This is a genomic window from Enterobacter sp. UCD-UG_FMILLET, from assembly GCF_000762975.1.
GTDB classification, from domain to species: domain Bacteria; phylum Pseudomonadota; class Gammaproteobacteria; order Enterobacterales; family Enterobacteriaceae; genus Enterobacter; species Enterobacter dykesii.
Window position 1 is genome coordinate 221,682 of the sequence record NZ_JRJC01000023.1, and the last position, 26,410, is coordinate 248,091.

At 54.6% G+C, this 26,410-nt stretch carries 27 protein-coding genes, 3 tRNA genes and 3 pseudogenes; 17 read left to right on the plus strand and 16 right to left on the minus strand.

Translation table 11 applies throughout. The features are described 5' to 3' along the window. The first annotated feature begins 14 nt into the window (after positions 1–14). Entirely contained in the window at positions 15–1,031 is a 1,017-nt protein-coding gene (gene lplA / locus LA04_RS11240) for a lipoate--protein ligase LplA (protein ID WP_047651598.1), read from the plus strand. A gap of 22 nt (positions 1,032–1,053) precedes the next feature. On the opposite strand, the pseudogene deoD reads toward lplA, so the two are convergent. From deoD to deoC, 4 genes and pseudogenes are all read right to left on the minus strand, one after another. Then, positions 1,054–1,674 (minus strand): annotated as a pseudogene (gene deoD, locus LA04_RS11245) (purine-nucleoside phosphorylase); the annotation flags it as partial. 89 nt (positions 1,675–1,763) lie between these two features. After that, positions 1,764–2,807: a phosphopentomutase gene (gene deoB, locus LA04_RS11250; protein WP_047651600.1), complete on the minus strand. Its 1,044-nt coding sequence runs from the start codon at positions 2,805–2,807 to the stop codon at positions 1,764–1,766. 53 nt (positions 2,808–2,860) lie between these two features. Continuing rightward, positions 2,861–4,183 carry a thymidine phosphorylase gene (deoA, locus tag LA04_RS11255; RefSeq protein ID WP_047651601.1) on the minus strand — a complete coding sequence of 441 codons (1,323 nt, stop codon included), beginning with the start codon at positions 4,181–4,183 and terminating at the stop codon, positions 2,861–2,863. A gap of 53 nt (positions 4,184–4,236) precedes the next feature. Further along, positions 4,237–5,016, minus strand: a complete 780-nt coding sequence (gene deoC / locus LA04_RS11260) for a deoxyribose-phosphate aldolase (protein ID WP_003856543.1) — start codon at positions 5,014–5,016, stop codon at positions 4,237–4,239. A 262-nt stretch (positions 5,017–5,278) separates the two neighbouring features. On the opposite strand from deoC, the gene LA04_RS11265 reads away from it, so the two are divergent. Further along, positions 5,279–6,814: a YjjI family glycine radical enzyme gene (locus tag LA04_RS11265; protein ID WP_047651602.1), complete on the plus strand. Its 1,536-nt coding sequence runs from the start codon at positions 5,279–5,281 to the stop codon at positions 6,812–6,814. Next, complete coding sequence (locus LA04_RS11270; protein ID WP_047651603.1) at positions 6,789–7,649, plus strand: YjjW family glycine radical enzyme activase; 861 nt, start codon at positions 6,789–6,791, stop codon at positions 7,647–7,649. Before LA04_RS11265 ends, LA04_RS11270 begins: the two co-directional genes overlap by 26 nt. Here the strand turns inward: LA04_RS11270 and LA04_RS11275 are convergent. The 8 genes and pseudogenes from LA04_RS11275 to LA04_RS11310 form a co-directional block, all read right to left on the minus strand. After that, positions 7,644–8,426, minus strand: a complete 783-nt coding sequence (locus LA04_RS11275; RefSeq protein WP_047651604.1) for a TatD family hydrolase — start codon at positions 8,424–8,426, stop codon at positions 7,644–7,646. The genes LA04_RS11270 and LA04_RS11275 overlap by 6 nt on opposite strands. Beyond that, positions 8,423–9,475, minus strand: coding sequence for a patatin-like phospholipase family protein (locus LA04_RS11280; RefSeq protein ID WP_047651606.1), 1,053 nt, complete (start codon positions 9,473–9,475; stop codon positions 8,423–8,425). Before LA04_RS11280 ends, LA04_RS11275 begins: the two co-directional genes overlap by 4 nt. Before the next feature lie 121 nt (positions 9,476–9,596). After that, complete coding sequence (locus LA04_RS11285) at positions 9,597–9,758, minus strand: DUF1328 domain-containing protein (RefSeq protein WP_003856556.1); 162 nt, start codon at positions 9,756–9,758, stop codon at positions 9,597–9,599. A 127-nt stretch (positions 9,759–9,885) separates the two neighbouring features. Continuing rightward, positions 9,886–10,503 (minus strand): molecular chaperone OsmY, encoded by a 618-nt coding sequence (gene osmY / locus LA04_RS11290; RefSeq protein ID WP_047651608.1) that lies wholly within the window; start codon positions 10,501–10,503, stop codon positions 9,886–9,888. 299 nt (positions 10,504–10,802) lie between these two features. Then, the gene (prfC, locus tag LA04_RS11295) at positions 10,803–12,392 is read right to left on the minus strand and encodes a peptide chain release factor 3 (RefSeq protein ID WP_028015433.1); all 1,590 of its coding nucleotides are present in this window, start codon (positions 12,390–12,392) and stop codon (positions 10,803–10,805) included. Positions 12,393–12,483: 91 nt separating this feature from the next. Further along, positions 12,484–13,008, minus strand: a pseudogene (gene yjjG / locus LA04_RS24120) (pyrimidine 5'-nucleotidase); the annotation flags it as partial. Continuing rightward, a pseudogene (rimI, locus tag LA04_RS24125) lies at positions 13,002–13,442 on the minus strand (ribosomal protein S18-alanine N-acetyltransferase); the annotation flags it as partial. The pseudogenes rimI and yjjG, both read right to left, overlap by 7 nt. Beyond that, the gene (locus tag LA04_RS11310) at positions 13,411–13,824 is read right to left on the minus strand and encodes a DNA polymerase III subunit psi (RefSeq protein ID WP_029740017.1); all 414 of its coding nucleotides are present in this window, start codon (positions 13,822–13,824) and stop codon (positions 13,411–13,413) included. The gene LA04_RS11310 and the pseudogene rimI, both read right to left, overlap by 32 nt. Before the next feature lie 102 nt (positions 13,825–13,926). On the opposite strand from LA04_RS11310, the gene rsmC reads away from it, so the two are divergent. The 4 genes from rsmC (at position 13,927) to LA04_RS11330 (ending at position 15,448) form a co-directional block, all read left to right on the plus strand. Then, the gene (gene rsmC, locus LA04_RS11315; RefSeq protein WP_047651609.1) at positions 13,927–14,955 is read left to right on the plus strand and encodes a 16S rRNA (guanine(1207)-N(2))-methyltransferase RsmC; all 1,029 of its coding nucleotides are present in this window, start codon (positions 13,927–13,929) and stop codon (positions 14,953–14,955) included. A 172-nt stretch (positions 14,956–15,127) separates the two neighbouring features. Continuing rightward, positions 15,128–15,214: transfer RNA gene (locus LA04_RS11320), tRNA-Leu, on the plus strand. Between the two features lie 28 nt (positions 15,215–15,242). Next, positions 15,243–15,329: transfer RNA gene (locus LA04_RS11325), tRNA-Leu, on the plus strand. Positions 15,330–15,362: 33 nt separating this feature from the next. Continuing rightward, a tRNA-Leu gene (locus LA04_RS11330) sits at positions 15,363–15,448 on the plus strand. A 41-nt stretch (positions 15,449–15,489) separates the two neighbouring features. On the opposite strand, the gene LA04_RS11335 is transcribed toward LA04_RS11330, so the two are convergent. Then, positions 15,490–15,759 carry a DUF1435 domain-containing protein gene (locus LA04_RS11335; RefSeq protein ID WP_047651610.1) on the minus strand — a complete coding sequence of 90 codons (270 nt, stop codon included), beginning with the start codon at positions 15,757–15,759 and terminating at the stop codon, positions 15,490–15,492. Positions 15,760–15,974: 215 nt separating this feature from the next. Here LA04_RS11335 and LA04_RS11340 point away from each other — a divergent pair, with 215 nt between their 5' ends. Both LA04_RS11340 and fhuF read left to right on the plus strand, forming a co-directional pair. Then, the gene (locus tag LA04_RS11340; protein WP_047651612.1) at positions 15,975–17,039 is read left to right on the plus strand and encodes a GGDEF domain-containing protein; all 1,065 of its coding nucleotides are present in this window, start codon (positions 15,975–15,977) and stop codon (positions 17,037–17,039) included. A gap of 95 nt (positions 17,040–17,134) precedes the next feature. Beyond that, positions 17,135–17,923 (plus strand): siderophore-iron reductase FhuF, encoded by a 789-nt coding sequence (fhuF, locus tag LA04_RS11345; RefSeq protein ID WP_047651613.1) that lies wholly within the window; start codon positions 17,135–17,137, stop codon positions 17,921–17,923. A gap of 88 nt (positions 17,924–18,011) precedes the next feature. Here fhuF and LA04_RS11350 read toward each other — a convergent pair whose 3' ends face one another. Beyond that, positions 18,012–19,358: a PTS sugar transporter subunit IIC gene (locus LA04_RS11350; RefSeq protein WP_047651615.1), complete on the minus strand. Its 1,347-nt coding sequence runs from the start codon at positions 19,356–19,358 to the stop codon at positions 18,012–18,014. Between the two features lie 328 nt (positions 19,359–19,686). Here LA04_RS11350 and LA04_RS11355 point away from each other — a divergent pair, with 328 nt between their 5' ends. Further along, positions 19,687–20,145: a YbaK/EbsC family protein gene (locus tag LA04_RS11355; protein WP_008502085.1), complete on the plus strand. Its 459-nt coding sequence runs from the start codon at positions 19,687–19,689 to the stop codon at positions 20,143–20,145. 38 nt (positions 20,146–20,183) lie between these two features. Here the strand turns inward: LA04_RS11355 and bglJ are convergent, their stop codons facing one another. Continuing rightward, entirely contained in the window at positions 20,184–20,819 is a 636-nt protein-coding gene (gene bglJ, locus LA04_RS11360; protein WP_047651617.1) for a DNA-binding transcriptional activator BglJ, read from the minus strand. Beyond that, the gene (locus tag LA04_RS11365) at positions 20,816–21,553 is read right to left on the minus strand and encodes a helix-turn-helix transcriptional regulator (protein ID WP_047651618.1); all 738 of its coding nucleotides are present in this window, start codon (positions 21,551–21,553) and stop codon (positions 20,816–20,818) included. Before LA04_RS11365 ends, bglJ begins: the two co-directional genes overlap by 4 nt. Positions 21,554–21,962: 409 nt before the next feature. Between LA04_RS11365 and LA04_RS11370 the strand changes: the two genes are divergently transcribed. The 7 genes from LA04_RS11370 (at position 21,963) to dnaC (ending at position 26,346) form a co-directional block, all read left to right on the plus strand. Continuing rightward, positions 21,963–22,739 carry a threonine/serine ThrE exporter family protein gene (locus LA04_RS11370; protein WP_023310303.1) on the plus strand — a complete coding sequence of 259 codons (777 nt, stop codon included), beginning with the start codon at positions 21,963–21,965 and terminating at the stop codon, positions 22,737–22,739. Further along, complete coding sequence (locus LA04_RS11375) at positions 22,730–23,203, plus strand: threonine/serine exporter (protein ID WP_023310302.1); 474 nt, start codon at positions 22,730–22,732, stop codon at positions 23,201–23,203. Before LA04_RS11370 ends, LA04_RS11375 begins: the two co-directional genes overlap by 10 nt. Before the next feature lie 67 nt (positions 23,204–23,270). Next, on the plus strand, positions 23,271–23,912 hold the full coding sequence (locus LA04_RS11380; protein ID WP_023310301.1) for a TetR family transcriptional regulator: 642 nt from the start codon (positions 23,271–23,273) through the stop codon (positions 23,910–23,912). 41 nt (positions 23,913–23,953) lie between these two features. Next, on the plus strand, positions 23,954–24,406 hold the full coding sequence (locus LA04_RS11385; RefSeq protein ID WP_033146484.1) for a MarR family winged helix-turn-helix transcriptional regulator: 453 nt from the start codon (positions 23,954–23,956) through the stop codon (positions 24,404–24,406). 83 nt (positions 24,407–24,489) lie between these two features. Further along, entirely contained in the window at positions 24,490–24,918 is a 429-nt protein-coding gene (locus tag LA04_RS11390) for an organic hydroperoxide resistance protein (RefSeq protein ID WP_023310299.1), read from the plus strand. A 148-nt stretch (positions 24,919–25,066) separates the two neighbouring features. After that, positions 25,067–25,612, plus strand: a complete 546-nt coding sequence (gene dnaT / locus LA04_RS11395) for a primosomal protein DnaT (RefSeq protein WP_047651619.1) — start codon at positions 25,067–25,069, stop codon at positions 25,610–25,612. Continuing rightward, entirely contained in the window at positions 25,609–26,346 is a 738-nt protein-coding gene (gene dnaC, locus LA04_RS11400; protein WP_013095461.1) for a DNA replication protein DnaC, read from the plus strand. Before dnaT ends, dnaC begins: the two co-directional genes overlap by 4 nt. Positions 26,347–26,410 lie beyond the last annotated feature (64 nt).

Consider the following 26,410-nt stretch of genomic DNA (forward strand, 5'->3'; position numbering starts at 1 on the left):
AAAGGAACTTTGCCATGACGACGTTACGCCTGCTTATCTCTGACTCTTACGATCCCTGGTTTAATCTCGCGGTAGAAGAGTGCATCTTCCGCCAGATGCCCGCTACCCAGCGCGTACTGTTTCTCTGGCGTAACGCCGATACGGTGGTCATCGGCCGCGCGCAAAACCCGTGGAAAGAGTGCAATACGCGGCGCATGGAAGAGGATAACGTCCGTCTCGCGCGCCGCAGCAGCGGCGGCGGCGCGGTGTTTCACGATCTGGGCAATACCTGCTTTACCTTTATGGCGGGCAAACCGGAATACGATAAAACCATCTCAACGTCCATCGTCCTCAACGCGCTCAATTCACTCGGCGTGAAGGCGGAAGCGTCCGGGCGTAACGATCTGGTGGTGAAAACCCCCGAGGGCGACCGGAAGGTCTCCGGCTCCGCCTACCGCGAAACGATGGATCGCGGCTTCCACCACGGCACCCTGTTGCTGAACGCTGACCTGAGCCGTCTGGCGAACTACCTGAATCCGGATAAGAAAAAGCTCCAGGCCAAAGGAATTACCTCCGTACGCGGTCGCGTGGCAAATCTGGTGGAACTGCTGCCGGGAATTACGCACGAGCAGATTTGCGATGCGATCCGTGACGCGTTCTTTGAATATTACGGCGAGCGCGTGGAAGCAGAAGTGATCTCCCCTGACAAAACCCCGGACCTGCCCAACTTCGCCGAAACCTTCGCTCGCCAGAGCAGCTGGGAGTGGAACTTCGGTCAGGCTCCTGCGTTTTCCCATCTGCTGGACGAGCGTTTTACCTGGGGCGGCGTGGAGCTGCATTTTGACGTGGAGAAAGGCCATATCACCCGCACGCAGGTGTTTACCGATAGCCTGAACCCGGCACCGTTAGAGGCGCTGTCGGCACGCTTGCAGGGCTGTTTGTACAGGGCGGATATGCTGCAGCAGGAATGCGACGCGTTGATCGGAGATTTCCCGGAGCAGGAAAATGAGCTGCGGGAGCTTTCGGCGTGGATTGCACAGGCCGTGCGCTAGGTGCGGTCTGATGCCCTCACCCGTGGTCAGACACGGTGCAGATGGTCAGCGCTTTCGCACCAAACTCAGCCGCCACGCCGTAGATACCCGCAGCTTCCATTTCCACGCCCAGAATGCCGTATTTCTCCATCACGTCGAACATCTCGCCGCCGTCCGGGGCATAGAACAGATCGGCAGAGAAGATGTTACCCACGCGCGCTTCAACGCCCAGCGCTTTTGCCGCGTCAACCGCGTCACGCACCATGCCGAAGTCAGCAATCGCCGCGAAGTCATGGTCTTTGAAACGCATACGGTTAACTTTGGAATCGGTGCAGGCACCCATACCGATAACGATGTCGCGCAGCTTAACGTCCATACGCACCGCGCCGCAGGAGCCCACGCGGATGATTTTCTTCACGCCGAAGTCGGTGATCAGCTCTTTAGTATAGATAGAGCAGGATGGGATACCCATACCGTGGCCCATAACGGAAATTTTGCGGCCTTTATAGGTACCGGTGAAGCCCAGCATGCCGCGAACGTTGTTCACTTCACGCACGTCTTCCAGGAAGGTTTCTGCAATGTGCTTCGCGCGCAGCGGGTCGCCCGGCATCAATACGACGTCAGCGAAATCACCCATTTCTGCGTTAATGTGAGGAGTTGCCATCTTCAGTTCCTTTTACATTGTTTATTCTTTTCACCCTCTTCCTGTGGGAGAGGGCCGGGGTGAGGGCATCAGACCTCACCCAACATGATTCAGAACATGGCCTTGCCATATTCCATGTCAGACGTACCAAAGTATTTCGCCAGGGTCTGGCCTATGTCCGCGAAGGTTTCACGGTGACCGAGCGAGCCCGGCTTCACTTTCGGGCCGTACACCAGCACCGGAATGTGCTCACGGGTGTGGTCGGTACCGGTCCAGGTTGGGTCACAGCCGTGGTCCGCGGTCAGGATCAGAATGTCATCTTCGCCCACCAGCTCCATCAGCTTGGTGATGCCGCAGTTAGCGTAGATATCCGCGATTTTACCCACGGACACCACGTGACCGTCTTTCTCTTCAACCAGCTTCTGCAGCACGGTTGGCGCCGGTGGCTCAACGGCCAGATCGTGACGGTTACCGGTACGCTGGAAGTTACCCGCTTTGTCGCCGATAAACGGACGCGCGATCACGCGGCCGATGTTGTAGCCGCCTTCGGTCAGCTCTTCACGGGCGATTTCGCACAGCTCGTAGAGTTTGTCCAGGCCAAACGTCTCTTCGTGGCAGGCAATCTGGAACACGGAGTCAGCAGAGGTATAGAAAATCGGCTTGCCGGTTTTCATGTGCTCTTCGCCGAGCTGATCCAGAATCACGGTACCGGAAGAGTGGCAGTTACCGAGGTAGCCCGGCAGGTTGGCACGTTTCACCAGCTTATCGAGCAGCTCCTGCGGGAAGCTGTTCTCGTGGTCGGAGAAGTAACCCCAGTCGAACAGCACCGGCACACCAGCGATTTCCCAGTGGCCAGACGGGGTGTCTTTACCGGAGGAGAGCTCGTGAGCCCAGGCGTAGGCGCCCACGACTTCCGCGTTACCGTCCATACCGGCTGCGATTTTGCCGGTAGAACCTTCATGCGCTTTCACCAGACCAAGGCGGGTCAGGTTAGGTAGAGTCAGAGGGCCTTTACGACCGTTGTCCGCTTCGCCTTTTGCACAGGCTTCCGCGATATGGCCCATGGTATCGGAACCCACGTCACCAAAACGTTCTGCATCTTCGGTTGCGCCGATGCCGAATGAGTCCAGCACCATAATAAATGCACGTTTCATAATTGTTCTCCGTACGTAGTGCTTCAAAAATTATCGATCAGATCAGTATACCGCTATTCGGTGATACGGCGATAGACAGTCGGTGTGGTTTCCGGCGCTTTATCGTCAAGCGTAATAGCCGCTTTCACCGCTTTAGCCGCTTCCTGCCAGCTGGCTTCGTCTTTCGCGTGGATCACTGCCAGCGGACGTTGACCGTCAACGCTGTCGCCCAGACGGGCCATATCGGTAAAGCCGACGCTGTAATCAATGGTGTCCGATGCCTGACGACGGCCGCCGCCCATCGAGACTACCGCCATACCCAGCGCACGGGTGTCCATTGCAGAGACAAACCCTTCGCTATCGGCATACACCGCTTTGCTGAGCGTCGCGGTTGGCAGGTATTTCGCGTAGTTTTCGACGAAATCGGTCGGGCCTTTCTGGGCTGCAACCATCCGGCCGAAAATGTCCGCCGCTTTGCCGTTGTCCAGCACCGCCTGCAGTTTCGCGCGGGCTTCTGCGTCGTCTTTGGCCAGCTTGCCGGAGATTAACATCTCAACGCACAGTGCCATGGTGACGTCGAACAGACGTGGGTTGCGGTATTCACCGGTCAGGAACTGCACCGCTTCACGCACTTCGACGGCGTTACCGGCGCTGGACGCCAGCACCTGGTTCATGTCGGTGAGCAGCGCAGTGGTGCGCACGCCCGCACCGTTGGACACGCCCACGATCGCTTCGGCCAGCGCCTCTGAGAGTTCATACGTCGGCATAAACGCGCCGCTGCCGACCTTCACGTCCATCACCAGCGCGTCCAGCCCTTCTGCCAGTTTCTTCGCCAGGATAGAGGCGGTGATCAGCGGGATGGAGTCAACGGTCGCGGTGATGTCGCGGGTCGCGTAGAAACGCTTGTCTGCCGGAGCAAGAGAGCTGGTCTGGCCGATAATCGCCACACCAACGTCTTTAATAATGTCGCGGAAGCGGTTGTCGTCCGGGAAGATATCGAAGCCCGGAATGGCTTCCAGTTTGTCGAGCGTACCGCCGGTGTGGCCCAGGCCACGTCCGGAGATCATCGGGATATAACCGCCGCAGGCTGCCACCATCGGGCCGAGCATCAGAGACGTCACATCGCCCACGCCGCCGGTGGAGTGTTTATCCACAATCGGGCCGTTAAGGTTGAGGCTTTTCCAGTCCAGAACGGTTCCTGAATCTCGCATCGCCATGGTCAGCGACACGCGCTCAGGCATCGACATATCGTGGAAGAAAATGGTCATCGCCAGAGCCGCAATCTGCCCTTCAGAGACGGTGTTATCACGAATGCCGTTGATAAAGAAGCGGATCTCTTCGTCGCTTAATGCATGACCATCACGTTTTTTACGAATAATTTCTTGTGCGAGAAACACGGTAACCTCCCGAAGTAGGCCGGGGTCGCTACGCTCACCCGGCAATTCAAATCTTAGTAGCTGCTTGCGCTCTTACCGTCGCCGTGACCCAGCGCTTTCAGCAGGCTAGCCAGCAGGCTGGACGCGCCGAAGCGGTAGTGACGGGAGTCCGCCCAGTCGGCGCCAAACAGCTCGTCGGCAATCGCCAGGAACTGCTGCGCGTCTTCGGCGGTACGTACGCCGCCCGCGGGTTTGAAACCAACGGTTTTGGATACGCCCATGTCGCGGATCACTTCCATCATGATGCGCGCGCTTTCCGGGGTCGCATTCACCGGCACTTTACCGGTAGAGGTTTTAATGAAATCCGCACCGGCTTTGATGGAGATTTCAGATGCTTTACGAATCAGCGCTTCTTCTTTCAGCTCGCCGGTTTCGATGATCACTTTCAGCAGCACGTTTGCCGCCGCGCACGCGTCTTTACAGGCTTTCACCAGGTCAAAACCGACCTGCTCGTTGCCGGCGATCAGCGCGCGGTACGGGAACACCACGTCAACTTCGTCTGCGCCGTAAGCAATCGCCGCGCGGGTTTCAGCCAGCGCAATCTCGATATCGTCGTTGCCGTGCGGGAAGTTAGTTACGGTTGCAATGCGCACGTCCGGCGTACCCTGCTCTTTCAGAGTCTTACGGGCAATTGGGATAAAGCGCGGGTAGATACAAACGGCTGCGGTATTACCCACCGGCGTTTTCGCCTGATGGCACAGGGCGATGACTTTTTCATTGGTGTCGTCATCGTTCAGGGTGGTCAGGTCCATCAGTTTCAACGCGCGCAGGCTGCTTGCAGTTAAATCGGTCATAACAATCTCCAACGGCAGTGCCGTATAAATTTTACCTTGCGGGTCTGTGAGTATTCTAACATTCACCCGCATCCACACTTCGACATCCATCACAGTTAATGAAAACTGCGTACAAATTTGCATTACTGTAATGAGATCTTCTTCAAACTTTAGCCTGCGAATTGCCGACTAAAGCAGCGATACCCCCTGTCGGATCAAAAGCGCCGACAGGCTGGCTTTCTACAATCCGTTCATCATCCGTAGAATATTCAAGGAAGTGAACATGCCCGACGCCCTGCAACAACGTTGCCAGCAGATTGTGACAAGCCCGGTGTTAACCCCGGAACAAAAACGTCATTTTCTGGCGCTGGAAGCGGAGAACAACCTGCCTTATCCGGCACTTCCTGAAGCTGCGCGCGCCGCGCTGGACGAGGGGTTTATCTGCGACATGTTCGAAGGCCATGCGCCTTACAAACCCCGTTACGTTCTGCCGGATTACGCAAAATTTCTCGCTAACGGTTCAGAGTGGCTGGAGCTGGAAGGCGCGAAAGATCTCGACGACGCCCTCTCGCTGTTAACCATCCTCTACCATCATGTTCCTTCCGTCACATCGATGCCGGTCTATCTCGGTCAGCTTGATGCGATATTAACTCCATATGTTATAATTCTAACACAAGAAGAGATCGATAGCCGAGTAAAACGTTTCTGGCGCTATCTCGACCGTACGCTGCCGGATGCGTTTATGCACGCAAACATCGGGCCTGCTGACGGCCCCATTACCCGTGCCATTCTGCGTGCCGATGCAGAGCTGAAGCAGGTTGCACCGAACCTGACCTTTATCTACGATCCCGAGATCACCCCGGACGACCTGCTGCTTGAGGTGGCAAAAAACATATGTGAATGCAGCAAACCGCACATTTCTAATGGCCCAGTGAATGATAAAATTTTCACAAAAGGCCGTTACGGCGTGGTGAGCTGTTACAACTCCCTGCCGCTTGCAGGCGGTGGCAGCACCCTGGTGCGCCTTAACCTCAAAGCCATTGCTGAACGCAGCACATCCATTGACGACTTCTTCACCCGCACGCTCCCGCACTACTGCCAGCAGCAAATTGCCATCATCGATGCGCGCTGCGGTTTCCTGTACGAGAAATCCGGCTTCTTTGAGAATAGCTTCCTGGTAAAAGAGGGGCTGATTGATGCGGATCGGTTTGTGCCCATGTTTGGCATGTACGGCCTGGCGGAAGCGCTAAACGCGCTCTGTGAGAAAGCAGGAATAGCGGGACGCTACGGAAAGGATGAACAGGCCAACGCGCTGGGCTATCGCATCAGCGAACAGCTTGCGGCGTTTGTCGAAAACACGCCGGTGAAATACGGCTGGAAGCAGCGCGCGATGCTCCATGCGCAGTCGGGGATCAGTTCCGACTCGGGCACCACGCCGGGCGCGCGTCTGCCCTACGGCGACGAGCCGGATCTCATCAGCCATTTGCTGGCGGTAGCTCCTCACCACAAACACTACTCTTCCGGGATAAGCGATATCCTGACGCTGGATGAGACGGTAAAACGTAACCCGCAGGCGGTAGTTCAGCTTTGCCTGGGCGCGTTCAGGGCGGGTATGCGTGAATTTACCGCCAACGTAGCGGGTAACGATCTGGTCCGCGTGACCGGTTATATGGTGCGACTATCGGATCTGGAGAAATACCGGGAAGCCGGATCGCGCACCAATACCACGTGGCTGGGCGAAGAGGCCGCACGTAATACCCGCATTCTGGAACGTCAGCCGCGCGTGATAAGCCATGAACAGCAGATGCGCTTTAGTTAGTCAGGTCATTCCTTTTTCCTGCGTGGACGGGCCGGGCAGCCGCCTGGCCCTGTTTCTGCAGGGCTGCAACCTGCGCTGTAAAACCTGCCACAACCCGTGGACGATCGGCCGCTGCAACGACTGCGGGGACTGCGTGCCCCGCTGCCCGCACGACGCGCTGACTATTCAGGCCGGACGCGTCTGGTGGCAGGAGAGTGACTGCCAGCAGTGCGACACCTGTCTGCAATTGTGCCAGCAGCAGGCAACGCCTATGGCGCACCGCTTCAGCGTGGAAGAGATCCTCACCCAGGTCCGCAAATCCACCCCGTTTATCGAAGGGATCACCGTGAGCGGCGGTGAAGCCACAACGCAATTGCCGTTTTTGATTGCCCTGTTCACCGCGATCAAAGCCGATCCCGCCCTGCGCCACCTCACCTGCCTGGTAGACAGCAACGGTCTGTTAAGCGAAACCGGCTGGCAAAAGCTGCTGCCGGTACTGGATGGCGCGATGCTGGATCTGAAGGCGTGGGGGAACGCGCATCACCGCTTCCTGACCGGGCGCGAAAACCCGCAGATCAAGCAGAGCATCCGCTGGCTGGCAGATCGTCACCGTTTGACGGAGCTCCGCCTGCTGGTGATTCCGGAGCAGTGTGATTATCTGGAACACCTCAAACCGCTAACGACCTTTATCCACGGGCTTGGGAATGTTCCGGTGCGCATCAACGCGTTTCATGCGCATGGCGTTTACGGTGAGGCGGCGTCGTGGCGCAGCGCCACGCCCGAGGACGTTGAACCGCTGGCGCGGGCGCTGGAAAAACAGAAGATAACGGTGATTCGTCCGGCGCTTTACCTATAGCGTGATGCCAAATACCGAACGGGTGTTTTCAAGCAGCGCACCGGCAATCACCTCTTCTGGCTCCTGTCGCAGTTCACACAGGGTGGTAAACACGCGCGCCGCCTGTTCCGGGCGATTCGGCTGGCCCTGAAAACCATTCAGCGGCATATCCGGCGCGTCGGTTTCCAGCAGAAGCGCCGACAGCGGCAGCTGTGCCATTACGTCCCGAGTTTTACTGGCACGCGTATAGGTAATGGTGCCACCGACGCCGATTTTATAGCCCAGCTCAATAAAACGCTGCGCCTGCTGCAGGCTGCCGGAGAAACCGTGCACTACGCCCCTGCGCGGCAGATCGATGCGTTTCAGGTGCATCGCCAGCTTATCGTGCGTGCGTCTTGAGTGGAGGATCACCGGTAGATCGTGGCGCTTCGCCAGCCTGAGCTGCGCGTCGAGGATCGTCTGCTGGCGCTCAAACTGCGGATCCTCACGGTAAAGATCGAGGCCGATCTCACCGATGGCGACAAGTTTGTCTCCTGCGGTCTGCACGACCTCATCAAGCCTCTCAATGTGCTCATCAAGATGCCGCTCAATCACAATCGGATGCAGGCCAAGCGCGGCATAGAGCGCGGGGTGCCGGGTGGAAAGATCCAGCACCCGGGAAAAATAGGCCGCTTCCACTGCCGGCACAATGATGGCCTGAACGCCTGCCTCGGCAGCTTTCGCAATGCTTTGCTCTTCATCTCCCGTAAAAGGCGGGAAATCAAAGTGACAATGGGTATCGACAAAGCGGTACGTCACGCCAGATCCTCGTTATCCAGTAAAGCGTCATTCGCCTGCGGAATATCCACCAGCGGCGTCGTCAGAGCGTCATTGGCGACAATCGCAGGCGGCAAAATAATGCGTTTATGGCGATGAAGCGGCGGTTGCTCCGCCAGCATTTTCCCCACCGTCGCCAGGAAATAGCGCCCGCACAGCCGCCCCGTTTTGTAATCCATGCGCAGCGCAGGGACGCGGCTGCCCAGGGCCATGCTCAGCAGCGGCTTAGGCGGATAGATTTCAAAAATACGCAGCTTACCCGGCGGTTTTTCAATGAAGCGTTGCATCGCGCCGTAGGTGGTTTCATGCTGCTTCGCGATGTTCACCAGCGGCTGCAGGCTACTGTCGCCCAGCCAGCGCTCCATCCGTTTAAACCACTGCGGCGTGTAATACATTTGCGACGGCACGGTACGGATCACCACAATGGTTTTCGCCCCGCGCCGGGCGGCTTCCTGCACCGGCACCGCGTCACTGATCCCACCGTCCAGGTAGCTAATGCCGTCCAGCAGGGCACCGGTACGATAAAAGCCGGGGATCGCGCTGGAGGCGCGGATGATGTCCAGCCAGTTCTCCTTCTGAGGAGAAAAATAGCCCGGCGAATAGTCATCGCCCCGGCTGGCGCACATCCAGAACTCTTTGCCGCTATCAAACAGACGGGCAGCGGTATCCATGGCCAGCGGCATCTGGCTGGAGGTCGACTCCAGCAGCCAGTCAAGATCGATCAGGTTGCCGCCGCGCACAAAGCGCACCGGATTAAAAAATTCTTTTGCCGTGGTGTAGCGCATGATTACCCTTCGCGCATAGCCAGGTTGATTACAAACATAAGCAGAGAGGTTCTGCGCCCCGGCAGAGGTGCCGAAGTAAAGGTCAAACGGGTTGAACTGCGCGCGCATAAATTCGTCCAGCACGCCGGCGGTGAAAATGCCGCGCTGTCCTCCACCTTCGCAGACCAGCGCGAGCTGACCTGCGCGGAACGGTTTTAACGTCAGCGGCGCAATAGTGCCGAGCGTAACGGGAATTCGTTGCCCCACCTCTGCTTTCCTGTTTTTGATTATTTTATAACACCACAGTAACGCACCCGACCTGTTACGCAAATAAGAAAAAGCCAGTCACTGTGACTGGCTTTATTTTGTTTAAGAAATATTGCGTTTGCTATGGACGTCGACGCCCCGTAAACAGGCTGACCAGGAACAGAATAATACCCACAACGAAGACAATTTTAGCTGCCCATGCCGCTGTACCTGCCAGTCCACCAAAGCCCAATGCGGCGGCAATTAACGCGATAACCAGAAATATAATGCCCCAACGAAACATAAGCTTCTCCTTTACCATAGTTAATGTCGGCCGCTAAACGTGAGCGCTCAGGTCACTCACCGGCGTTTTTCCAGAGTCGTTCTTATATCGCCCGCAGGTGTTAGCCAGACGGGCGAATGGTCAAGATTTACTTCGTTTTCAGATCGTTTTTAACGCTTTTCACACCGTCAATCGCTTTCGCGATGGACTCGGCGCGTTCACTTTGCGCCTGCGAATCTACCGTACCGGAAAGCTGAACCACACCATCGGTGGTTTCCACTTTCACCTTACGGGACGGCACGATGTCATCTGCTAAAAGTTTAGCTTTGATTTCGCTGGTTGTGGCTGCATCACCGGCATAACCTTTCACCGACGCGTTTTTACCGTCACGAACGTGCAGCTTATCGCTGACGGACGCAACGCCTTCAACGCCTTTCGCGACTTTCACCGCCTGTTCGGCCTGAGACTGGCTTTCCACGAAGCCGCTCAGCGTGACCACTTTCTTGTCGGTCTTAACGGAAATATCGGTACTTTTGATGGCTTCATCATCCACCAGTGCGGCTTTCACTTTTGCTGTGATTGAACTGTCGTCCATGAAGTTGCCGACTTTATTCATAGAGCTATCGATTTTTTGCCCTGCGGTATCGGCCGTGGACTGTGCTTTATCCATGGTGCTGCTTTCCGCCAGAGCGGAACCGCTCACCAGAACGCTACCCAGAGTTACAGCCAGCAGAGTTTTCGAAATCTTCAGTCTTGTCATATTCATCGATCTATTCCTGTGTTGACCCGTTATTCGGGCTACATACTTCCTTAGTAGTTATATATATTGCGAATAAACACACGGGCAAAATGGATAACCTAAAGTCATGCATTGAACAGTTAATTTATCCACGCCCGGTGTTAAACACTGAGTTAAATATAGATCACTCTCACAGAGCCGCTTTCAGAATTGGGTAAAAAACGCGCGAATAGCGTGAAATTGCGTTGAATTAAGAACATTCCGCAAGGGATTAATAAGACAGGAATTAAAGAAGAGCACGGCGGGAGCCGTGCTCTGAGAGGGGATTAGTGCTCGCGGGTTTTACGGAACTGAACGTCAGGGTAACGTTCCTGCGTCAGGTTCAGGTTCACCATCGTTGGCGCGATATAGGTCAGGTTATCGCCGCCATCCAGCGCCAGCTGAATTTCGTTCTTACGCTTAAATTCTTCGAATTTCTTCACGTCAGAACACTCAACCCAGCGCGCGGTCGCGACGTTCACGGACTCGTAAATCGCTTCCACGTTGTACTCGCTCTTCAGACGCGCGACAACCACGTCAAACTGCAGCACACCGACCGCACCAACGATCAGATCGTTGTTAGCAATCGGGCGGAAGACCTGCACGGCGCCCTCTTCGGAGAGCTGAACCAGGCCTTTCAGCAACTGTTTCTGCTTAAGCGGATCGCGCAGGCGAATGCGGCGGAACAGTTCCGGCGCGAAGTTCGGAATACCGGTGAACTTCATCATTTCACCCTGTGTGAAGGTGTCGCCGATCTGGATGGTGCCGTGGTTGTGCAGACCGATGATGTCGCCCGGATAGGCTTCTTCAACGTGCGAACGGTCACCCGCCATAAAGGTCAGCGCGTCGGAGATGACAACGTCTTTCCCGATACGCACCTGGCGCAGCTTCATGCCCTTTTCATACTTACCGGACACCACGCGCATAAAGGCCACGCGGTCGCGGTGTTTCGGGTCCATGTTGGCCTGAATCTTAAACACGAAGCCGGTGAACTTCTCTTCTTTAGCTTCCACTTCACGGGTGTCGGTTTTGCGCGGCATCGGCTGCGGCGCCCACTCCACCAGACCGTCGAGCATGTGGTCAACGCCGAAGTTACCCAGTGCGGTACCGAAGAAGACCGGTGTGATTTCGCCGCTCAGGAACAGCTCTTTGTCGAATTCGTGAGATGCGCCCTTGACCAGTTCCAACTCGTCGCGCAGCTGCGCGGCCAGCTCTTCCCCGACCGCCGCGTCCAGATCCGGGTTGTCCAGACCTTTAACAATGCGCACTTCCTGAATGGTGTGGCCTTTACCCGTCTGATACAGGTAGGTTTCGTCTTTATAGAGGTGATACACCCCTTTGAACAGCTTGCCGCAGCCAATGGGCCAGGTGATGGGCGCACAGGCGATCTTCAGCTCGTTTTCCACTTCATCCATCAGCTCCATCGGATCGCGGATGTCACGGTCGAGTTTGTTCATAAAGGTGAGGATCGGCGTATCCCGCAGACGGGTGACTTCCATCAGCTTACGGGTACGGTCTTCTACACCTTTCGCGGCGTCGATCACCATCAGACAGCAGTCCACCGCCGTCAGGGTACGGTAGGTATCTTCGGAGAAGTCTTCGTGGCCCGGGGTGTCCAGCAGGTTCACCAGGCAGTCGTGATACGGGAACTGCATCACGGAGGTGGTAATCGAAATACCACGCTGCTTTTCCATCTCCATCCAGTCAGATTTTGCGTGCTGGCTGGAGCCACGGCCCTTCACGGTACCCGCAGTCTGGATCGCCTGTCCGAACAGCAACACCTTCTCGGTGATGGTCGTTTTACCGGCATCCGGGTGAGAGATAATGGCAAAAGTGCGGCGCTTGGCCACCTCTTGCAGATAAGGAGACAACGTCATAATTAAATCTTCTTTTATAAGCGCGGCAGCACGCCACGCATCATGGAATACAAAATTGCGGCTATTTTACCCATCAATGGGGGGCAGGCAATCATTGTTTACACAGGAGTTGCTCCAGTTCGTTCAACGACGTCACGGTCCAGGTCGGCTCGATGCCTTCAGGCTTCACGCGGCCATGCGCGTTGAGCCAGACGGTCGACAGACCAGACTTCATGCCGCCCAGGATATCTGACTCTGCCGTATCACCCACCATCAGGACGCGATCGCGGTCAGGATGACCGGCCTGCGCCAGCGCGTAGTCGAAAATACGCGGATCCGGTTTAGGTACACCCACCTCTTCCGAGATCACCAGCGCGTCGAAATGATCGCGCAGGCCGGTGCGTTCGAGGCGGATCTGCTGCAAGGCGGTAAAACCGTTGGTGATGATCCCCAGTTTCACCTTGCCTTTCAACGCATTCAGCAGGGAAACCGCGCCCGGCAGCGGCGCGCAGATATCGGCCATCGCGTTCAGGAACGCATCGTTCAGCGTCCCTGGACTGACCTTTAAGCGTTCCGCCCAGACGTCAAAGCGCTGGTGCTGAAGTTGTAACGCGGTAATGGCACCGTTCTGGTAATCGGCAGAGCCATTATGATGGCGTCTTCACGTCCCTCTGCGGTGGGGTAGTAGTTACGGCGGATTGTCGCCTCGTTAAAGCCTAAGCTTTCATAGAGCGCGATGGCGGCGACATTAGACGCGCGCACCTCCAGCCACAGGGTGAAAACGTCACGGGTTTCGAGCTCACGAATGAGGTGCTCGAGCAGTTCTCTTCCCAGCCCACGGCGCTGGAACGCGGGATCAACCGCAATATTAAACAGCGTCGCTTCATCAAGAACAACCTGCGTGATCGCGAAGGCGGCCATGGTGCCGTCAACGTCCAGACGGAAGTTCAGATACCGTTCGCCCTGATTGCTGGCGAAGGTTTTTTCGCTCCACGGAAAGGCGTGGGCGCGTGTTTCAATCGCAAACGCTGTGGTCAGGTCAGGCGTCGTGAGGGAAGAAATCGTGTTCATATTCGCAGATTTGTTGCCATAGCGCGCTGCGCGCTTTTGGGTTGGCTTTCAGTTCGTCCAGCGCTGGCGTGCAGATCTGGCTCCCCTGGAGGGGGATCTCGTTTGTCTCTCCGATACGCCAGCTGTTACAGCGGCTATCAGGAGGCAGCATCGCGACACGCTCTGGCGTCAGCTGTAAAACCTGGTCGGCCGTCATCTTCAGGCTGCGAAGGACATCATCGATCAGGGGTTCATTCAGGGCAGGCAGTTCTTCCGCCACCATCACCAGGCGTACGTGCGCAGGGATGGAAATGGCGATTTCGCCCTGCAACGCCGTCGGGCGACGCAAAGCCCACTGGGTAATGCCCAGCTGCTGCAACTGCCAGTCTCGTCGGGATGTCATAGGGAAAACTCCTGTCTCTCAGGCGCGCAAATATAGCAAATGTGTCGAAAGTGCGCCATCTACCTACTATAATCCCCGCCTGAGTTTATTGAGGAACAATTCATGTCTGCATTTACCCCGGCAAGTGAAGTCTTGCTGCGTCACAGTGATGATTTCGAAGAAAGCCGTATTCTGTTTGCCGGAGATATGCAGGATGACCTGCCCGCGCGTTTCGACTGTGCTGAAAGCCGTGCCCACACCCAATACTACCACCACTGGCAGGTGCTGAGCCGCCAGATGGGCGAGCGCGCGCGCTTTAGCCTGGTGGCGGAGCAGAGCGATATCGCCGACTGCGACACGCTGATTTACTACTGGCCGAAGAATAAACCGGAAGCCCAGTTCCAGCTGATGAACCTGCTCTCCCTGCTGCCGATCGGCTGCGATATTTTCGTGGTGGGTGAGAACCGCAGCGGCGTGCGTAGCGCTGAACAGATGCTGGAAGGCTACGCGCCGCTGAATAAAGTCGACAGTGCACGCCGCTGTGGTCTGTATCATGGCCGTCTGGAAAAACAGACAACGTTTGATGCACAGGCATACTGGGACGAGTACCAGCTTGACGGCCTGGCCATCAAAACCCTGCCGGGCGTATTCAGCCGCGACGCGCTGGATACGGGCAGCAAGCTGCTGCTCTCCACCCTAACGCCGCACACCAAAGGCAAAGTGCTGGACGTGGGCTGCGGCGCGGGCGTGCTCTCTACCGTGCTTGCAAGCCATTCACCAAAAGTGCGCTTAACCCTGTGTGACGTGAGCGCCCCGGCGGTAGAAGCCAGCCGCGCAACGCTTGCCGCAAACGGCATTGAAGGCGAGGTGATTGCCAGCAACGTCTTCTCCGACATCACCGGTCGCTTCGATATGATCATCTCCAACCCGCCGTTCCACGACGGTATGGAAACCAGCCTGGAAGCGGCACAAACGCTGATCCGTGGCGCAGTCCGTCACCTGAACAGCGGCGGTGAGCTGCGTATTGTCGCGAACGCCTTCCTGGCGTATCCGAAAGTGCTGGACGAAACCTTCGGCTTCCATGAAGTCATCGCCCAGACCGGCCGCTTCAAAGTCTACCGCACCGTGATGACGCGTCAGGCCAAAAAGTAATCGCCATTCCTGCAGGCCGGATAAGCGCAAGCGCCATCCGGCTACACATGACATACCCATCGGCCATTTTTGCAGCAATCAAGGCGTCGCGCGCACTTTTCTGTTGACGTAAAGCTGAAAACATCTAGAATGCGCCTCCGTGGTTACGATACTTTTACAGTATCGATGGTATGCGAAGGTGGCGGAATTGGTAGACGCGCTAGCTTCAGGTGTTAGTGTCCTTACGGATGTGGGGGTTCGAGTCCCCCCCCTCGCACCATAAATCACAATGATATTGCTCGCACTGGGCGAAGGTGGCGGAATTGGTAGACGCGCTAGCTTCAGGTGTTAGTGTCCTTACGGATGTGGGGGTTCGAGTCCCCCCCCTCGCACCAACGAGGCGATATCAACAATAGTAAGATGACTGTGCGAAGGTGGCGGAATTGGTAGACGCGCTAGCTTCAGGTGTTAGTGTCCTTAGGATGTGGGGGTTCGAGTCCCCCCCCTCGCACCAATTATCTTACATCCCTTCTGAAGTACCTCTTGTTTTCCCTGTTATTTCAAACTCATCAGTATCACCAGAATTCCGCTGACCAGTGCTACGCATGATGGCAGTAAAACAAAGTGGCGCAGCTGCTTATGCCAGATCATGCCTGACGTGACTAACAGGCCTGACACAATGAGCGCTTTCCAGGTATCAAGGGAGAGATCGGCAAACATCAACCCGCCGAGAATGGCTCCCGGTAGCAATACCCCCCAACCACTGCCAAGCGCCCTGTTCAACATGATCTGCCCCCTCACAACGATAATGATAACCAATATCATATGACACAGATTATCATTTGTCAGCTGAATGAATCAAAATCCATCGGCCTTTACCTTTCCCGTAATGACAGGAATTGCCTAAGGTGATAAATTGCACACCTGTTAACAACATCTAAAGATTTTCTGATAATTACTCTTTGAGTTTTTTGCATGTTTTATTGCGAAACAGCACCTACTTATTTGTTTTAATTAAATTTTAATAAAAACGCACGACTATGACATCACAATCCTGGCGGTCTTTGGTTCACAGAAAATATCAATTGTCGTTACGTTTATTTTTATTTTTGAACGCAACTTCGGCAGTGTTCTCGGTAACAAATCCGCTCAATTCTGTACGCCTGTTATCTGCCCCACTTATTGCTATTTTCTCCATCAGCACCGGCCTGTTCGTCTGGCACTGGAGAAAGCGCGCGCGGAAGATCAATATTCCCGTTGTTTCAGGGATCTTCGGTATTTTGTGGGCCTGGCAAATTGAGTCTAAATTCGCCTTAATTACCCACGACCACGCGACGTATTTGTTAATCGCTCTATTAACGGTACTTTTTATCGGAACGCTGGCATTCGCCAGTAATATCAAAGCATTTACGCTGCACTCATTGCCCACTTTTATTGTCTGCCTGTGGCTAGGCGATCACGATATATGGCTGAGAATGACCTATTCTTTCGCACTTCCTGTGGTGGCAATTGCTATTCATAACATTTTGCAAACGCGTAACGATCGTTTCGCTCAGGAATTGCTCTCTCGCCTGTTGGAAGAGCGAGAAACTCTTACCGATCTCAGCATGATGGACCCGCTTACCGGGCTCTATAATCGTCGCGGTCTGCAAAGCCGTCTGGAGAACCTGCCGACGGTAGAAAATGGCGAGCATTTTGTTCTGCTGATGGATATCGACCACTTTAAAGCCTACAACGATCATTATGGCCATATGATGGGCGACCAGGCGCTGAAGCGCGTCTCTGCGGCAATCCGCGACGCCGTGCGTTCTCGCGATATTGTGGCGCGTTTTGGCGGGGAAGAGTTTATGGTGCTGCTGACCAATATTTCTCTCGAACATGCCCGCCAGACGGCCGAGCGGATCCGTCAGAAAGTCTATGATTTGAAAATCCCGCACCTGTTTAACGAGAGTGTCGCGACAAACGTTACCATCAGCATTGGTATTGCTATTTTCGAGGATGAAGACGTGGAAGGCGCGCTGGAAAAAGCGGACAAAGCCCTCTACGAAGCAAAGCATATGGGGCGCAATAACATTCTGTTGAGTGAAGAGCTGCAGACGGCATAAACATCACGGCGGTGTCGCCCGGACAAAAGTCTTGCCATTGGTATGAGCAATAGTTAGGATTGGCAATCATTATCATTTAGATTTCTATCTATACTATGGCTACGCATACCGCACACATCGTCGAACCCCTCCTCTGGCGAGCGCCCCTCACCAGCGGGAATACTTCGCTTGCGGATGCCATACGGGATAAGATTGCGGAGACGCGCGCCCACCTGCTGGACTTTATCCGCCTTGATGAAGCGCACCCGAATCACGCCATGACGCTCTCAGAGTGGCGTCAACCGACAAAACTGCAGTCGCTGCTGGCCACCTATTCCGACCATATCTATCGCAATCAGCCCACTCTTACGCGGGAAAATAAACCACTGCTCTCTCTCTGGGCGCAGTGGTATATCGGGTTGATGGTACCTCCCCTCATGCTGGCGCTGTTAACCCAGAAGAGCATGCTGGAACTCTCGCCGGATAATTTCCACGTCGAGTTTCACGAAACCGGGCGCGCATCCTGTTTCTGGATTGATTTGCACGAAGACCAGAACGCTGAACACCTGACGGCTCAGAAACGTATGGAGCGGCTTATCACTCAGGCCCTGATCCCGGTGGTGGAAGCGCTGGAAGCGACGGGAGAGATTAACGCGAAGCTTATCTGGAGCAATACGGGCTATTTAATCCACTGGTATTTAACGGAAATGAAGCCTCTGCTTGGTGATGAGAACGTTGATGCCCTGCGTCAATCCTGTTTCTTTGCAAAACAGCTTTCCGATGGCCGTGACAACCCGTTATTCCGTACCGTCGTGCTCCGTGATGGGCTTCTGGTTCGCCGCACCTGCTGCCAGCGCTACCGCCTGCCGGACGTTAAGCAGTGCGGAGATTGCACGCTGAAGTAGTCGGGCCCGGCCCGATGCCCTCCCCCCTCTCATAGGGAGAAGGAACAAACCCTAAAAACGGCAACCTGAGTTGCCGTTTTGTTTTTAACTATGCCACCTGCTGATTGTCCTCTTCCGCGTTACGCTGCGCTTCTTCCGCTTCCTGCTCCAGCAGCTGTTTCTCGTACACTTTGAAGAACGGGAAGTAGATGATTGCCGATACGCAGGCCAGAACCACAACCAGAATAGCCGCACGGAAATCCCATCCCAGGGCCCAGGCTGCGCCTATCGGCGCCGGTGCCGTCCACGGGACCACTGAGATGACGCGGCCAATCAGGTCAAACGTCATCGCCGCCCAGGCGAGCACTGCATTTACCATCGGTGCCAGCAGGAACGGAATAAAGAACACCGGGTTCATCACGATTGGCGTACCGAAAATGACAGGCTCATTGATGTTAAAGAAGCTGGGTACCACGCTCAAACGCCCGATAGAGCGTAAATGCGCTGAACGGCTACGCAGATAGCAAATCACCAGCCCCATCGTGGCTCCCGACCCGCCAATCACGATAAAGAACGTCCAGAACGCCTCCATAAAAATATGCGGCAGAGGCTGGCTGGCGGCCAGCGCGGTCTGGTTCGCGCCCAGGTTAGTCAGCCAGAACATCTGCAGCATCCCGGAGACGATGGCGGCTCCGTGGATCCCGGCGAACCACAGCAGATGGCCAATCAACACGGCCAGCAGGATCGCAGGCAGGGAATCCGCTGCGGAAACCAAAGGTTTAAAGACCGACATAATGGCCTGCGGGATCAGCATGCCAAACTGAGACTGAATGAGCAGGCTCAGAGGATAGAGCGTCAACACCACCACCAGCACAGGAATCAGCAGATCAAAAGAGTTTTTGATCATCGGAGGAACCTGGTCCGGCAGGCGAATACCGATGTTATGCGCCTTGAGGAAACGCATCATCTCAACGCAGTAGATCGCCACCAGAATCGCGGTAAAAATGCCCGTCCCACCCAGGCTGTCGACTGGCAGCGTGCCTTTGGTTTTCGGCGCCGCGACCAGCAGAAACGCCATCAGCGACAGCATGGCGCACATAAACGGGTCTAACTGGTGCGATTTGACGTAGTGTTTGCCAAGGTTATAGGCAATGGCCGCACAAATATAAATGGACATAATGCCCATCGTCATATCAAACGGCGTCAGGATCTGGCCTTCAAACTGCTTCGCCATATCCAGCCAGGCCCGGGCGAAACCCCAGGTGGTTTCCGGCGAAAACGGCGGGTATGCGAACACCAGCAAAAATGAACCCACAATCATAAATGGCATCGCGGAGATAAACCCATCACGAATGGCCATCACATGACGCTGGGAAGAGATCCGCCCGGCAATCGGGCTGACGTAATTTTCAACAAAACGGAATATCAGGTTAAACGCAGCATGGTTGGCAGACATGGCAGATCTCCTGTCAGACGTTTGTTACGGGCACATTTGCGCCGCACGTTGTTCCATAAATCACCTTCACAACCTTGCTGGCTTGTGGACCAGTGGTACTGCTCAGACGGAATGGTTTCATAATTTGCTCTTATTATTGGATACAGGGGACGTTACGTACTCAGTATTAATCGACGCATCACGCTCTGCAACCGGTTACTGTAACCGGTTTCCGTGATTGTGAAGAGGATCCAGAAATCAGCCGTTCGGGATATTTGTTACTGAAGAGATATTTACAGAGCATAAATTCTTATGACAGATTACGCAGGATATTTGTCAGGAGGAAACAATGAGTTTGCAGTCTGTACAGCAGTTTTTTGCCGACAACGCGCCGGATATAGACGTCATTGAACTTAGCCAGAGTACCGCTACCGTTGCGTTGGCTGCTGCCGCCCATCGTGTTGAACCGGGACAAATCGCCAAAACCTTGTCATTAAAGGTGAAAAATGAGGTGATACTGGTGGTGGCGAAAGGCGATGCGCGCCTGGATAACAAAAAGCTGAAAGACACATTTGGTGCAAAAGCGCGCATGCTCAGCAGTGATGAAGTGGTGACCATCACTGGTCATCCCGTTGGCGGCGTGTGCCCATTCGGCCTGGAAAACCCACTCGCGGTTTACTGCGATATTTCATTAAAGCAGTACGCCGAAGTCCTGCCCGCCGCAGGCGCAATTCATAGTGCCGTTCGTATCTCACCTGACAGAATGGCAGAGCTGACGTCCGCAAAATGGGTTGATGTTTGCATCTGATTGATGCGCCAGATCCTTTCTGGCGCGCAACAGGCAGGTTATAAAAAGGTCGGCTTGCTGAGTGCCGAACTTCGCGGTTCTCTTGCCGAAAGGTGGGTTATAATATCCGCCGCATCGAGTAGCCCTACGTCAGAGTTTACCCCCAACTTCACCATCGCATTAAACTTATGCGCCCGGATGGTCTTAATATTGCGTTCAAGCTGTGCCGCGATTTGAGGAATGGAATAGCCGCAAGACATATAACGCAATATTGCCCGTTCCGTTGGGCTTAACATTCTGCTTTGACTCCGGTACCAGTGATTCATCATATTGTCATTGATGCGCAGGGTTTCACTCAGCAATACCATGAGTTCATTCTGCAGGCGCTCAAGCGTCAGCGATTTGCTGACCACACCGTGAAGGCGTGACGGGGAAAGATGACTAATTAATCTTGCTTCCATCTCATCAGCGACCAGGATAATGCGCTGGATATGGCCATGCGTAAACGCAAAATCCCGCAGGTGCGCCAGGCAGCTACGACGCTCTTCTCGCGCATCGGAATATGAATAGATCAGCGAGAAAAAATTGATGTGCTGAAGTGCTTTCTTAAAGCTGTCAAATTCACTAAACAGATGCAGCTGATAATGATTCAGGCCGGGCATCGCAAAAAGATGCTGTAGCCCAACAGCACTCATCGTGCAATTTTCGACGATGGCGATATGTCTTGTTGAATCGGTTTTTTCCATTCCTCGAACTCTCCATAGGCTGACATCAAACTCAGCTCTCGCATTCCCTGTGTACTGTTTATCCAGGCGTACATATCGGCATTACTGCGTAATGACAGCCGTCGCATCGCACTGTTTTTCTGCGCACTGATAGTTTTATTGCTCTTCTTAAGCAATGTGGCGATTTGGTTAATCCCCCATCCTTTACCTAACAGCCGCAATACTTTACGTTCGGAGTACGTGAGCGCGATAACCTGTTCGTCTTCGTCCTCCGGACGTTGAGGTTCCATGGTTAACAACGTCTGGCTTACCCGCTCTGCGCGTTCGCTACCTGCCCGAATCGCGTTAACCAGCCCTTCAATGGGTTCCATATCAGAAAGCAACGTACTTTCCGGGCGCACAAGTAACTCAACGGCAACGGGGTTAAGTGGCCGCGAAACTAAAAAGATCCAGTGAATGTTCCGGTATTGATTCAATAAACTGAAATACTCTTCGAGTGCGCCCCGAGGATTCCAGTATTCGCCTGTAATATCGGCAATGATGACGTCAGCGCGGCGTAGCTGGAGCAGTGTTAACTCCTGCAATGAGCTGCAATAGGTCAATTCAAAGTCGGGGAAATGGCGAGTCATCACGCCCCCTAACCCGTTTTGCATGACCGGTATCCGGCTAATGATAACGCTATGCTTACCGTGCAAAGACAACATAGACCCTCCATGTCCATTCTTCATTTGATGAGTAACGTTAAAACGCATCAACGTATGAGTATTTTCGTCCCTGAGTGTAAAGCAGGTTAATACAAGCAGAAGATGAGATGTATTCGTAGTTTAAGAAATGCCTAAACAGCAGTAATATCTCACAAAGCGAAATTAAATTTAATTGCAGTGTCATTAAAATAACTACAATATAAAATTAGAATAACTAAATATATATTACTTATCCTTTAATATTAATAATTCACTAAAATGATGAATTAATCCCAACCCCTTCTGCACTTAAGGGCAGCAACTGTTTGCATAAACCTTGATCTGGCCCACAGCAAGAGGCACTGCACTTTGTGCTAAAAGTAATCGCTATGGGCCAACCGGCAACTTTCCACCTTCTTCAGGACAATACATGCAGGCAGATCGGTCAACGCAGCGTGCTATCACGCGGCTATGTATTCAGTGCGGTCTTTTTCTGCTCCAGCACGGCGCGGAAAGCGCGCTGGTTGAGGAGCTTTCCACCCGGCTGGGACTGGCGCTGGGTATGGATAGCGTTGAAAGCGCTATTTCATCCAACGCCATCGTGCTGACCACGATCAAAGACGGTCAGTGCCTGACTTCCACCCGCAAAAACCACGACCGCGGCATTAACATGCACGTAGTGACCGAAGTGCAGCACATCGTCATCCTTGCTGAACATAAGCTTCTCGATCTTCGGGAGATTGAAAAACGGTTCAGCCAAATTAAGCCATTACGTTATCCGCGCTGGCTTGTCGTGGTGATGGTAGGGCTGTCGTGCGCCTGCTTTTGTAAGCTTAATAAAGGCGGCTGGGACGGCGCGATCGTCACCTTTTTCGCCAGCAGTATTGCTATGTATGTTCGCCAGCTGCTGACGCACAGACAGCTGCATCCGCAAATTAACTTCTGCATTACCGCGTTTGTCGCCACCACGGTTTCCGGCCTGCTGCTGCGCCTGCCGCAGTTTGCCACTACCCCGACGATTGCCATGGCCGCGAGCGTGCTTCTGCTGGTTCCGGGCTTTCCGTTGATCAACGCCGTTGCTGACATGTTTAAAGGGCACATCAATACCGGTCTGGCACGCTGGGCTATTGCCAGCCTGCTGACGCTGGCGACCTGCATCGGCGTAGTGATGGCCATGACGCTCTGGGGGTTACGCGGATGGGCGTGATAGATTTTCTGCTGGCGCTGGCACAGGACATGCTTCTGGCCGCCATTCCTGCCGTCGGCTTTGCGATGGTATTTAACGTTCCGCAACGTGCTCTGCGGTGGTGTGCGCTGCTGGGCGCGATTGGTCATGGTTCGCGAATGGTGATGATGACCGCGGGTTTTAACATCGAATGGTCAACATTTATGGCCTCCATGCTGGTCGGCAGTATAGGCATCCAGTGGTCGCGCTGGTATCTGGCGCATCCCAAGGTGTTCACCGTCGCCGCAGTGATCCCGATGTTCCCGGGCATATCTGCGTATACAGCGATGATTTCTGCGGTGAAAATCAGTCATTTTGGCTACACCGAGCCGCAGATGATCCTCCTTCTGAGCAACTTTCTTAAGGCGTCGTCCATCGTCGGAGCGCTTTCTATTGGGCTGTCGATCCCTGGACTGTGGCTGTATCGCAAACGCCCACGCGTTTGATATTTGTGTTATTTCGCTGCCATGGAGATAATCCTTCTGGTCCGTTTGGTGAAAATAAGGAAAGGATGTGGCTAACCCTGGCAGCGAACACCCCGAGCACAGCGAAGAATCCAGCCTGAAAGAGAAAATTTTTCAGAGCGCCATCGCGCTTTTTGCCGAGTATGGATTGAACGGTGCCCGCATGGAGCAGATCGCGGAAAAAGCGGGTACCACCAAACGCATGGTGGTTTACCATTTCAAGAATAAAGAGAATCTCTATCTCCTGGTTCTGGAACATGTTTACACCCAGATTCGCGCCAGTGAAAAAGCGCTAAGCCTGGCGGGAATGCCCCCCGTCGAAGCGCTGGTGAACCTGGTTGAAGCCACCTTTGACTATCATGCCGACCACCCGGACTACATCCGGATTATCTGCATGGAAAACATGCAGCGCGGCCGCTTTATGCAGCAATCGAGCTATCTTCGCCAGGTCAACCGTAGCGCGCTCGACCTGCTGGAGGGCATCCTGCACCGGGGCAAAGAAAAGCAGCTCTTCAGCCAGACGGTTGACGCCCGCGACCTCCACCGCCTGATAAGCAGCTTCAGCTTTCACTACGTAGCCAACAGTTACACCTTTACGCTGCTGTTTGAAGACGGGGCGGATGAACAGGCTCAGCGCCAGCACTACCGCAAAATGGCCGTTCAGGTGGCGCTCCGCTACACCTGCCCATAAAATTGCTTGCAATTAAATCGCACACTATCTATATTCATCTCATGAACGCGAAAACGAACGACGCAACCGCTGCGCTCAAGCTGGATAACCAGCTCTGCTTTGCCCTCTATTCGGCAAATCTGGCGCTTAATAAGCTGTACCGGCAACTGCTGGCACCGCTGAACCTGACTTACCCGCAATACCTGGTGATGCTGGTGCTGTGGGAGCAGGATGACGTTACGGTGTCGGACATCGGCGAACGCCTGTTTCTGGATTCTGCGACCCTGACGCCGCTGTTAAAACGGCTGGAAAGCGGCGGGTTAATCAACCGTCACCGCTCGCGCAAAGACGAACGTCAGGTCGCCGTCACCCTGAGTGAAGCGGGACGTGAACTGCAGCAGCAGGCATTGGGGATTCCCCATGCGGTGGGTTGCGCAGCGCAGTGTGATACCGACACTTTGCTGGCGCTTAAACAGCAGCTCGAACTTTTGCGACAACAGCTACACCGCGCGTAAAGCTATACTTTACGCGTTATTATTATTCATATATATCGTACGCTATTTAATAGCACACATTAAAGCAAGATGAGGAAACTGCCATGTCTTTAGAAAAAGTAGTTTATACCGCCAAAGCAAAAGCAACCGGTGGCCGTGATGGCCGCGCGACCTCTTCCGATGGTGTACTGGACGTAAAACTGGGCGTGCCAAAAGAGATGGGCGGCATGGGCGGAGAAGTAACGAACCCTGAGCAGCTGTTTGCTGCGGGTTACTCTGCCTGCTTCCTGGGCGCGATGAAGTTCGTGGCCGCACGCGACAAATTCACCCTGCCAAAAGATGCCTTTATTGAAGGCGAAGTGGGTATTGGTCCGCTGCCAACCGGTTTTGGTATCGAGGCAAAACTGAACATCCACGTTGAGGGTATGGATCCCGCGGAAGCCAAAAAGCTGGTCGATGCGGCGCACATTGTTTGCCCGTACTCTAACGCGACCCGCGGCAACATCGACGTGACCCTGAATATCATCGCGTGATAAATATCTGATGGCGCTGCGCTTATCAGGCCTACGACTGTAGCCCCGGTAAGCGCAGCGCCACCGGGGAAATCCCCTCCTTCCCTTTCCTCTCTCTGTGCTACCATAAGCCCATATCACGCCCGTAGTAATCAGTAGAGTAAGCGTTATGTCCTCCAGAATTCTGACCACCAGCATTGCTGGCATTGATGCCTTTATGCGCGACCCACGCGGTGTGTTGACCCATGCCGAAGGCGGCACGGTTGCGGTTTTTGCCGACAACGCGCCGGCGTTCTACGCTATCACGCCGGAACGCCTGGCACAGCTTCTGGAGATTGAAGCGCAACTGTCGCGCCCGGCGAGCGATATCACGCTGGACAACCAGTTCTTTGAAGAACCGGTCAACGTCCCCGTGACCGTTCCGATGGGAAAATTTGCCCTGTACGCGGGCTGGCAGCCGGATGCGGATTTTCAGCGGCAGGCCGCGCTGTGGGGCATTGCGTTAACCCAACCGGCCACCGCGGAAGAGCTCGCCGCGTTTACCGCCTGGTGGCAGGCGGAAGGTAAAGTCTTCACCCATATTCAGTGGCAGCAAAAGCTCGCGCGCCATCTTCAAATTACCCGCGCCGGCAACAACGGCCAGCCCAAACGCGATATCAACGCGTTTTCAGAACCGGATAAACAGATCCCCAGCGGATTCCGAGGTGCGAAATGAAGAACGTCGGCGACCTGATGAAACGTCTGCAAAAAATGATGCCTGCCAACGTGAAGCCCGCCTTTACCACGGGTGAAGAGCTGCTGGCGTGGCAAAAAGAGCAAGGTGAGATTCGCGCAGCCGCGCTCGCCCGGGAAAACCGGGCGATGAAAATGCAGCGCACCTTTAACCGTTCCGGTATCCGTCCCCTGCACCAGAACTGCTCGTTCGATAACTATAAAATCGAGACCAACGGGCAGATGAACGCCCTCGCCGCCGCCCGTCAGTACGTGGATGAATTCGACGGCAATATCGCCAGCTTCATCTTTAGCGGCAAGCCGGGCACCGGAAAAAACCACCTTGCAGCCGCTATCTGCAACGAGCTGCTTTTGCGGGGTAAATCGGTTCTTATCATCACCGTGGCCGACATCATGTCCGCGATGAAAGACACCTTCAGCAACCGCGAAACCAGCGAAGAACAGCTGCTTAACGATCTGAGCAATGTCGATTTACTGGTCATCGACGAGATTGGCGTTCAGACTGAATCCCGCTATGAAAAAGTGATCATCAACCAGATTGTCGATCGCCGCTCCTCGTCCAAACGCCCCACCGGCATGCTGACGAACCACAATATCGACGAGATGACCCGCTTATTGGGTGAACGCGTCATGGACCGCATGAAGCTCGGTAACAGTCTCTATGTCATCTTCGACTGGGAAAGTTACCGCAGCCGCGTTACCGGCAAAGAGTATTAAGACAGTTCCAGGAATCGCCGTCAGGGCATAGGTATATACTGGAACCCCTTCGGCCCAAAACGGA

Coding starts and splice junctions, on each gene's coding strand:
- lplA (WP_047651598.1), top strand. CDS start 15: ATGACGACGTTACGCCTGCTTATCTCTGACTCTTACGATCCCTGGTTT.
- deoB (WP_047651600.1), bottom strand. CDS start 2,807: ATGAAACGTGCATTTATTATGGTGCTGGACTCATTCGGCATCGGCGCA.
- deoC (WP_003856543.1), bottom strand. CDS start 5,016: ATGACCGATTTAACTGCAAGCAGCCTGCGCGCGTTGAAACTGATGGAC.
- LA04_RS11265 (WP_047651602.1), top strand. CDS start 5,279: ATGCCCGACGCCCTGCAACAACGTTGCCAGCAGATTGTGACAAGCCCG.
- LA04_RS11270 (WP_047651603.1), top strand. CDS start 6,789: ATGAACAGCAGATGCGCTTTAGTTAGTCAGGTCATTCCTTTTTCCTGC.
- LA04_RS11285 (WP_003856556.1), bottom strand. CDS start 9,758: ATGTTTCGTTGGGGCATTATATTTCTGGTTATCGCGTTAATTGCCGCC.
- osmY (WP_047651608.1), bottom strand. CDS start 10,503: ATGAATATGACAAGACTGAAGATTTCGAAAACTCTGCTGGCTGTAACT.
- prfC (WP_028015433.1), bottom strand. CDS start 12,392: ATGACGTTGTCTCCTTATCTGCAAGAGGTGGCCAAGCGCCGCACTTTT.
- LA04_RS11310 (WP_029740017.1), bottom strand. CDS start 13,824: ATGACATCCCGACGAGACTGGCAGTTGCAGCAGCTGGGCATTACCCAG.
- rsmC (WP_047651609.1), top strand. CDS start 13,927: ATGTCTGCATTTACCCCGGCAAGTGAAGTCTTGCTGCGTCACAGTGAT.
- LA04_RS11335 (WP_047651610.1), bottom strand. CDS start 15,759: ATGATATTGGTTATCATTATCGTTGTGAGGGGGCAGATCATGTTGAAC.
- LA04_RS11340 (WP_047651612.1), top strand. CDS start 15,975: ATGACATCACAATCCTGGCGGTCTTTGGTTCACAGAAAATATCAATTG.
- fhuF (WP_047651613.1), top strand. CDS start 17,135: ATGGCTACGCATACCGCACACATCGTCGAACCCCTCCTCTGGCGAGCG.
- LA04_RS11350 (WP_047651615.1), bottom strand. CDS start 19,358: ATGTCTGCCAACCATGCTGCGTTTAACCTGATATTCCGTTTTGTTGAA.
- LA04_RS11355 (WP_008502085.1), top strand. CDS start 19,687: ATGAGTTTGCAGTCTGTACAGCAGTTTTTTGCCGACAACGCGCCGGAT.
- bglJ (WP_047651617.1), bottom strand. CDS start 20,819: ATGAGTGCTGTTGGGCTACAGCATCTTTTTGCGATGCCCGGCCTGAAT.
- LA04_RS11365 (WP_047651618.1), bottom strand. CDS start 21,553: ATGTTGTCTTTGCACGGTAAGCATAGCGTTATCATTAGCCGGATACCG.
- LA04_RS11370 (WP_023310303.1), top strand. CDS start 21,963: ATGCAGGCAGATCGGTCAACGCAGCGTGCTATCACGCGGCTATGTATT.
- LA04_RS11375 (WP_023310302.1), top strand. CDS start 22,730: ATGGGCGTGATAGATTTTCTGCTGGCGCTGGCACAGGACATGCTTCTG.
- LA04_RS11385 (WP_033146484.1), top strand. CDS start 23,954: ATGAACGCGAAAACGAACGACGCAACCGCTGCGCTCAAGCTGGATAAC.
- LA04_RS11390 (WP_023310299.1), top strand. CDS start 24,490: ATGTCTTTAGAAAAAGTAGTTTATACCGCCAAAGCAAAAGCAACCGGT.
- dnaT (WP_047651619.1), top strand. CDS start 25,067: ATGTCCTCCAGAATTCTGACCACCAGCATTGCTGGCATTGATGCCTTT.
- dnaC (WP_013095461.1), top strand. CDS start 25,609: ATGAAGAACGTCGGCGACCTGATGAAACGTCTGCAAAAAATGATGCCT.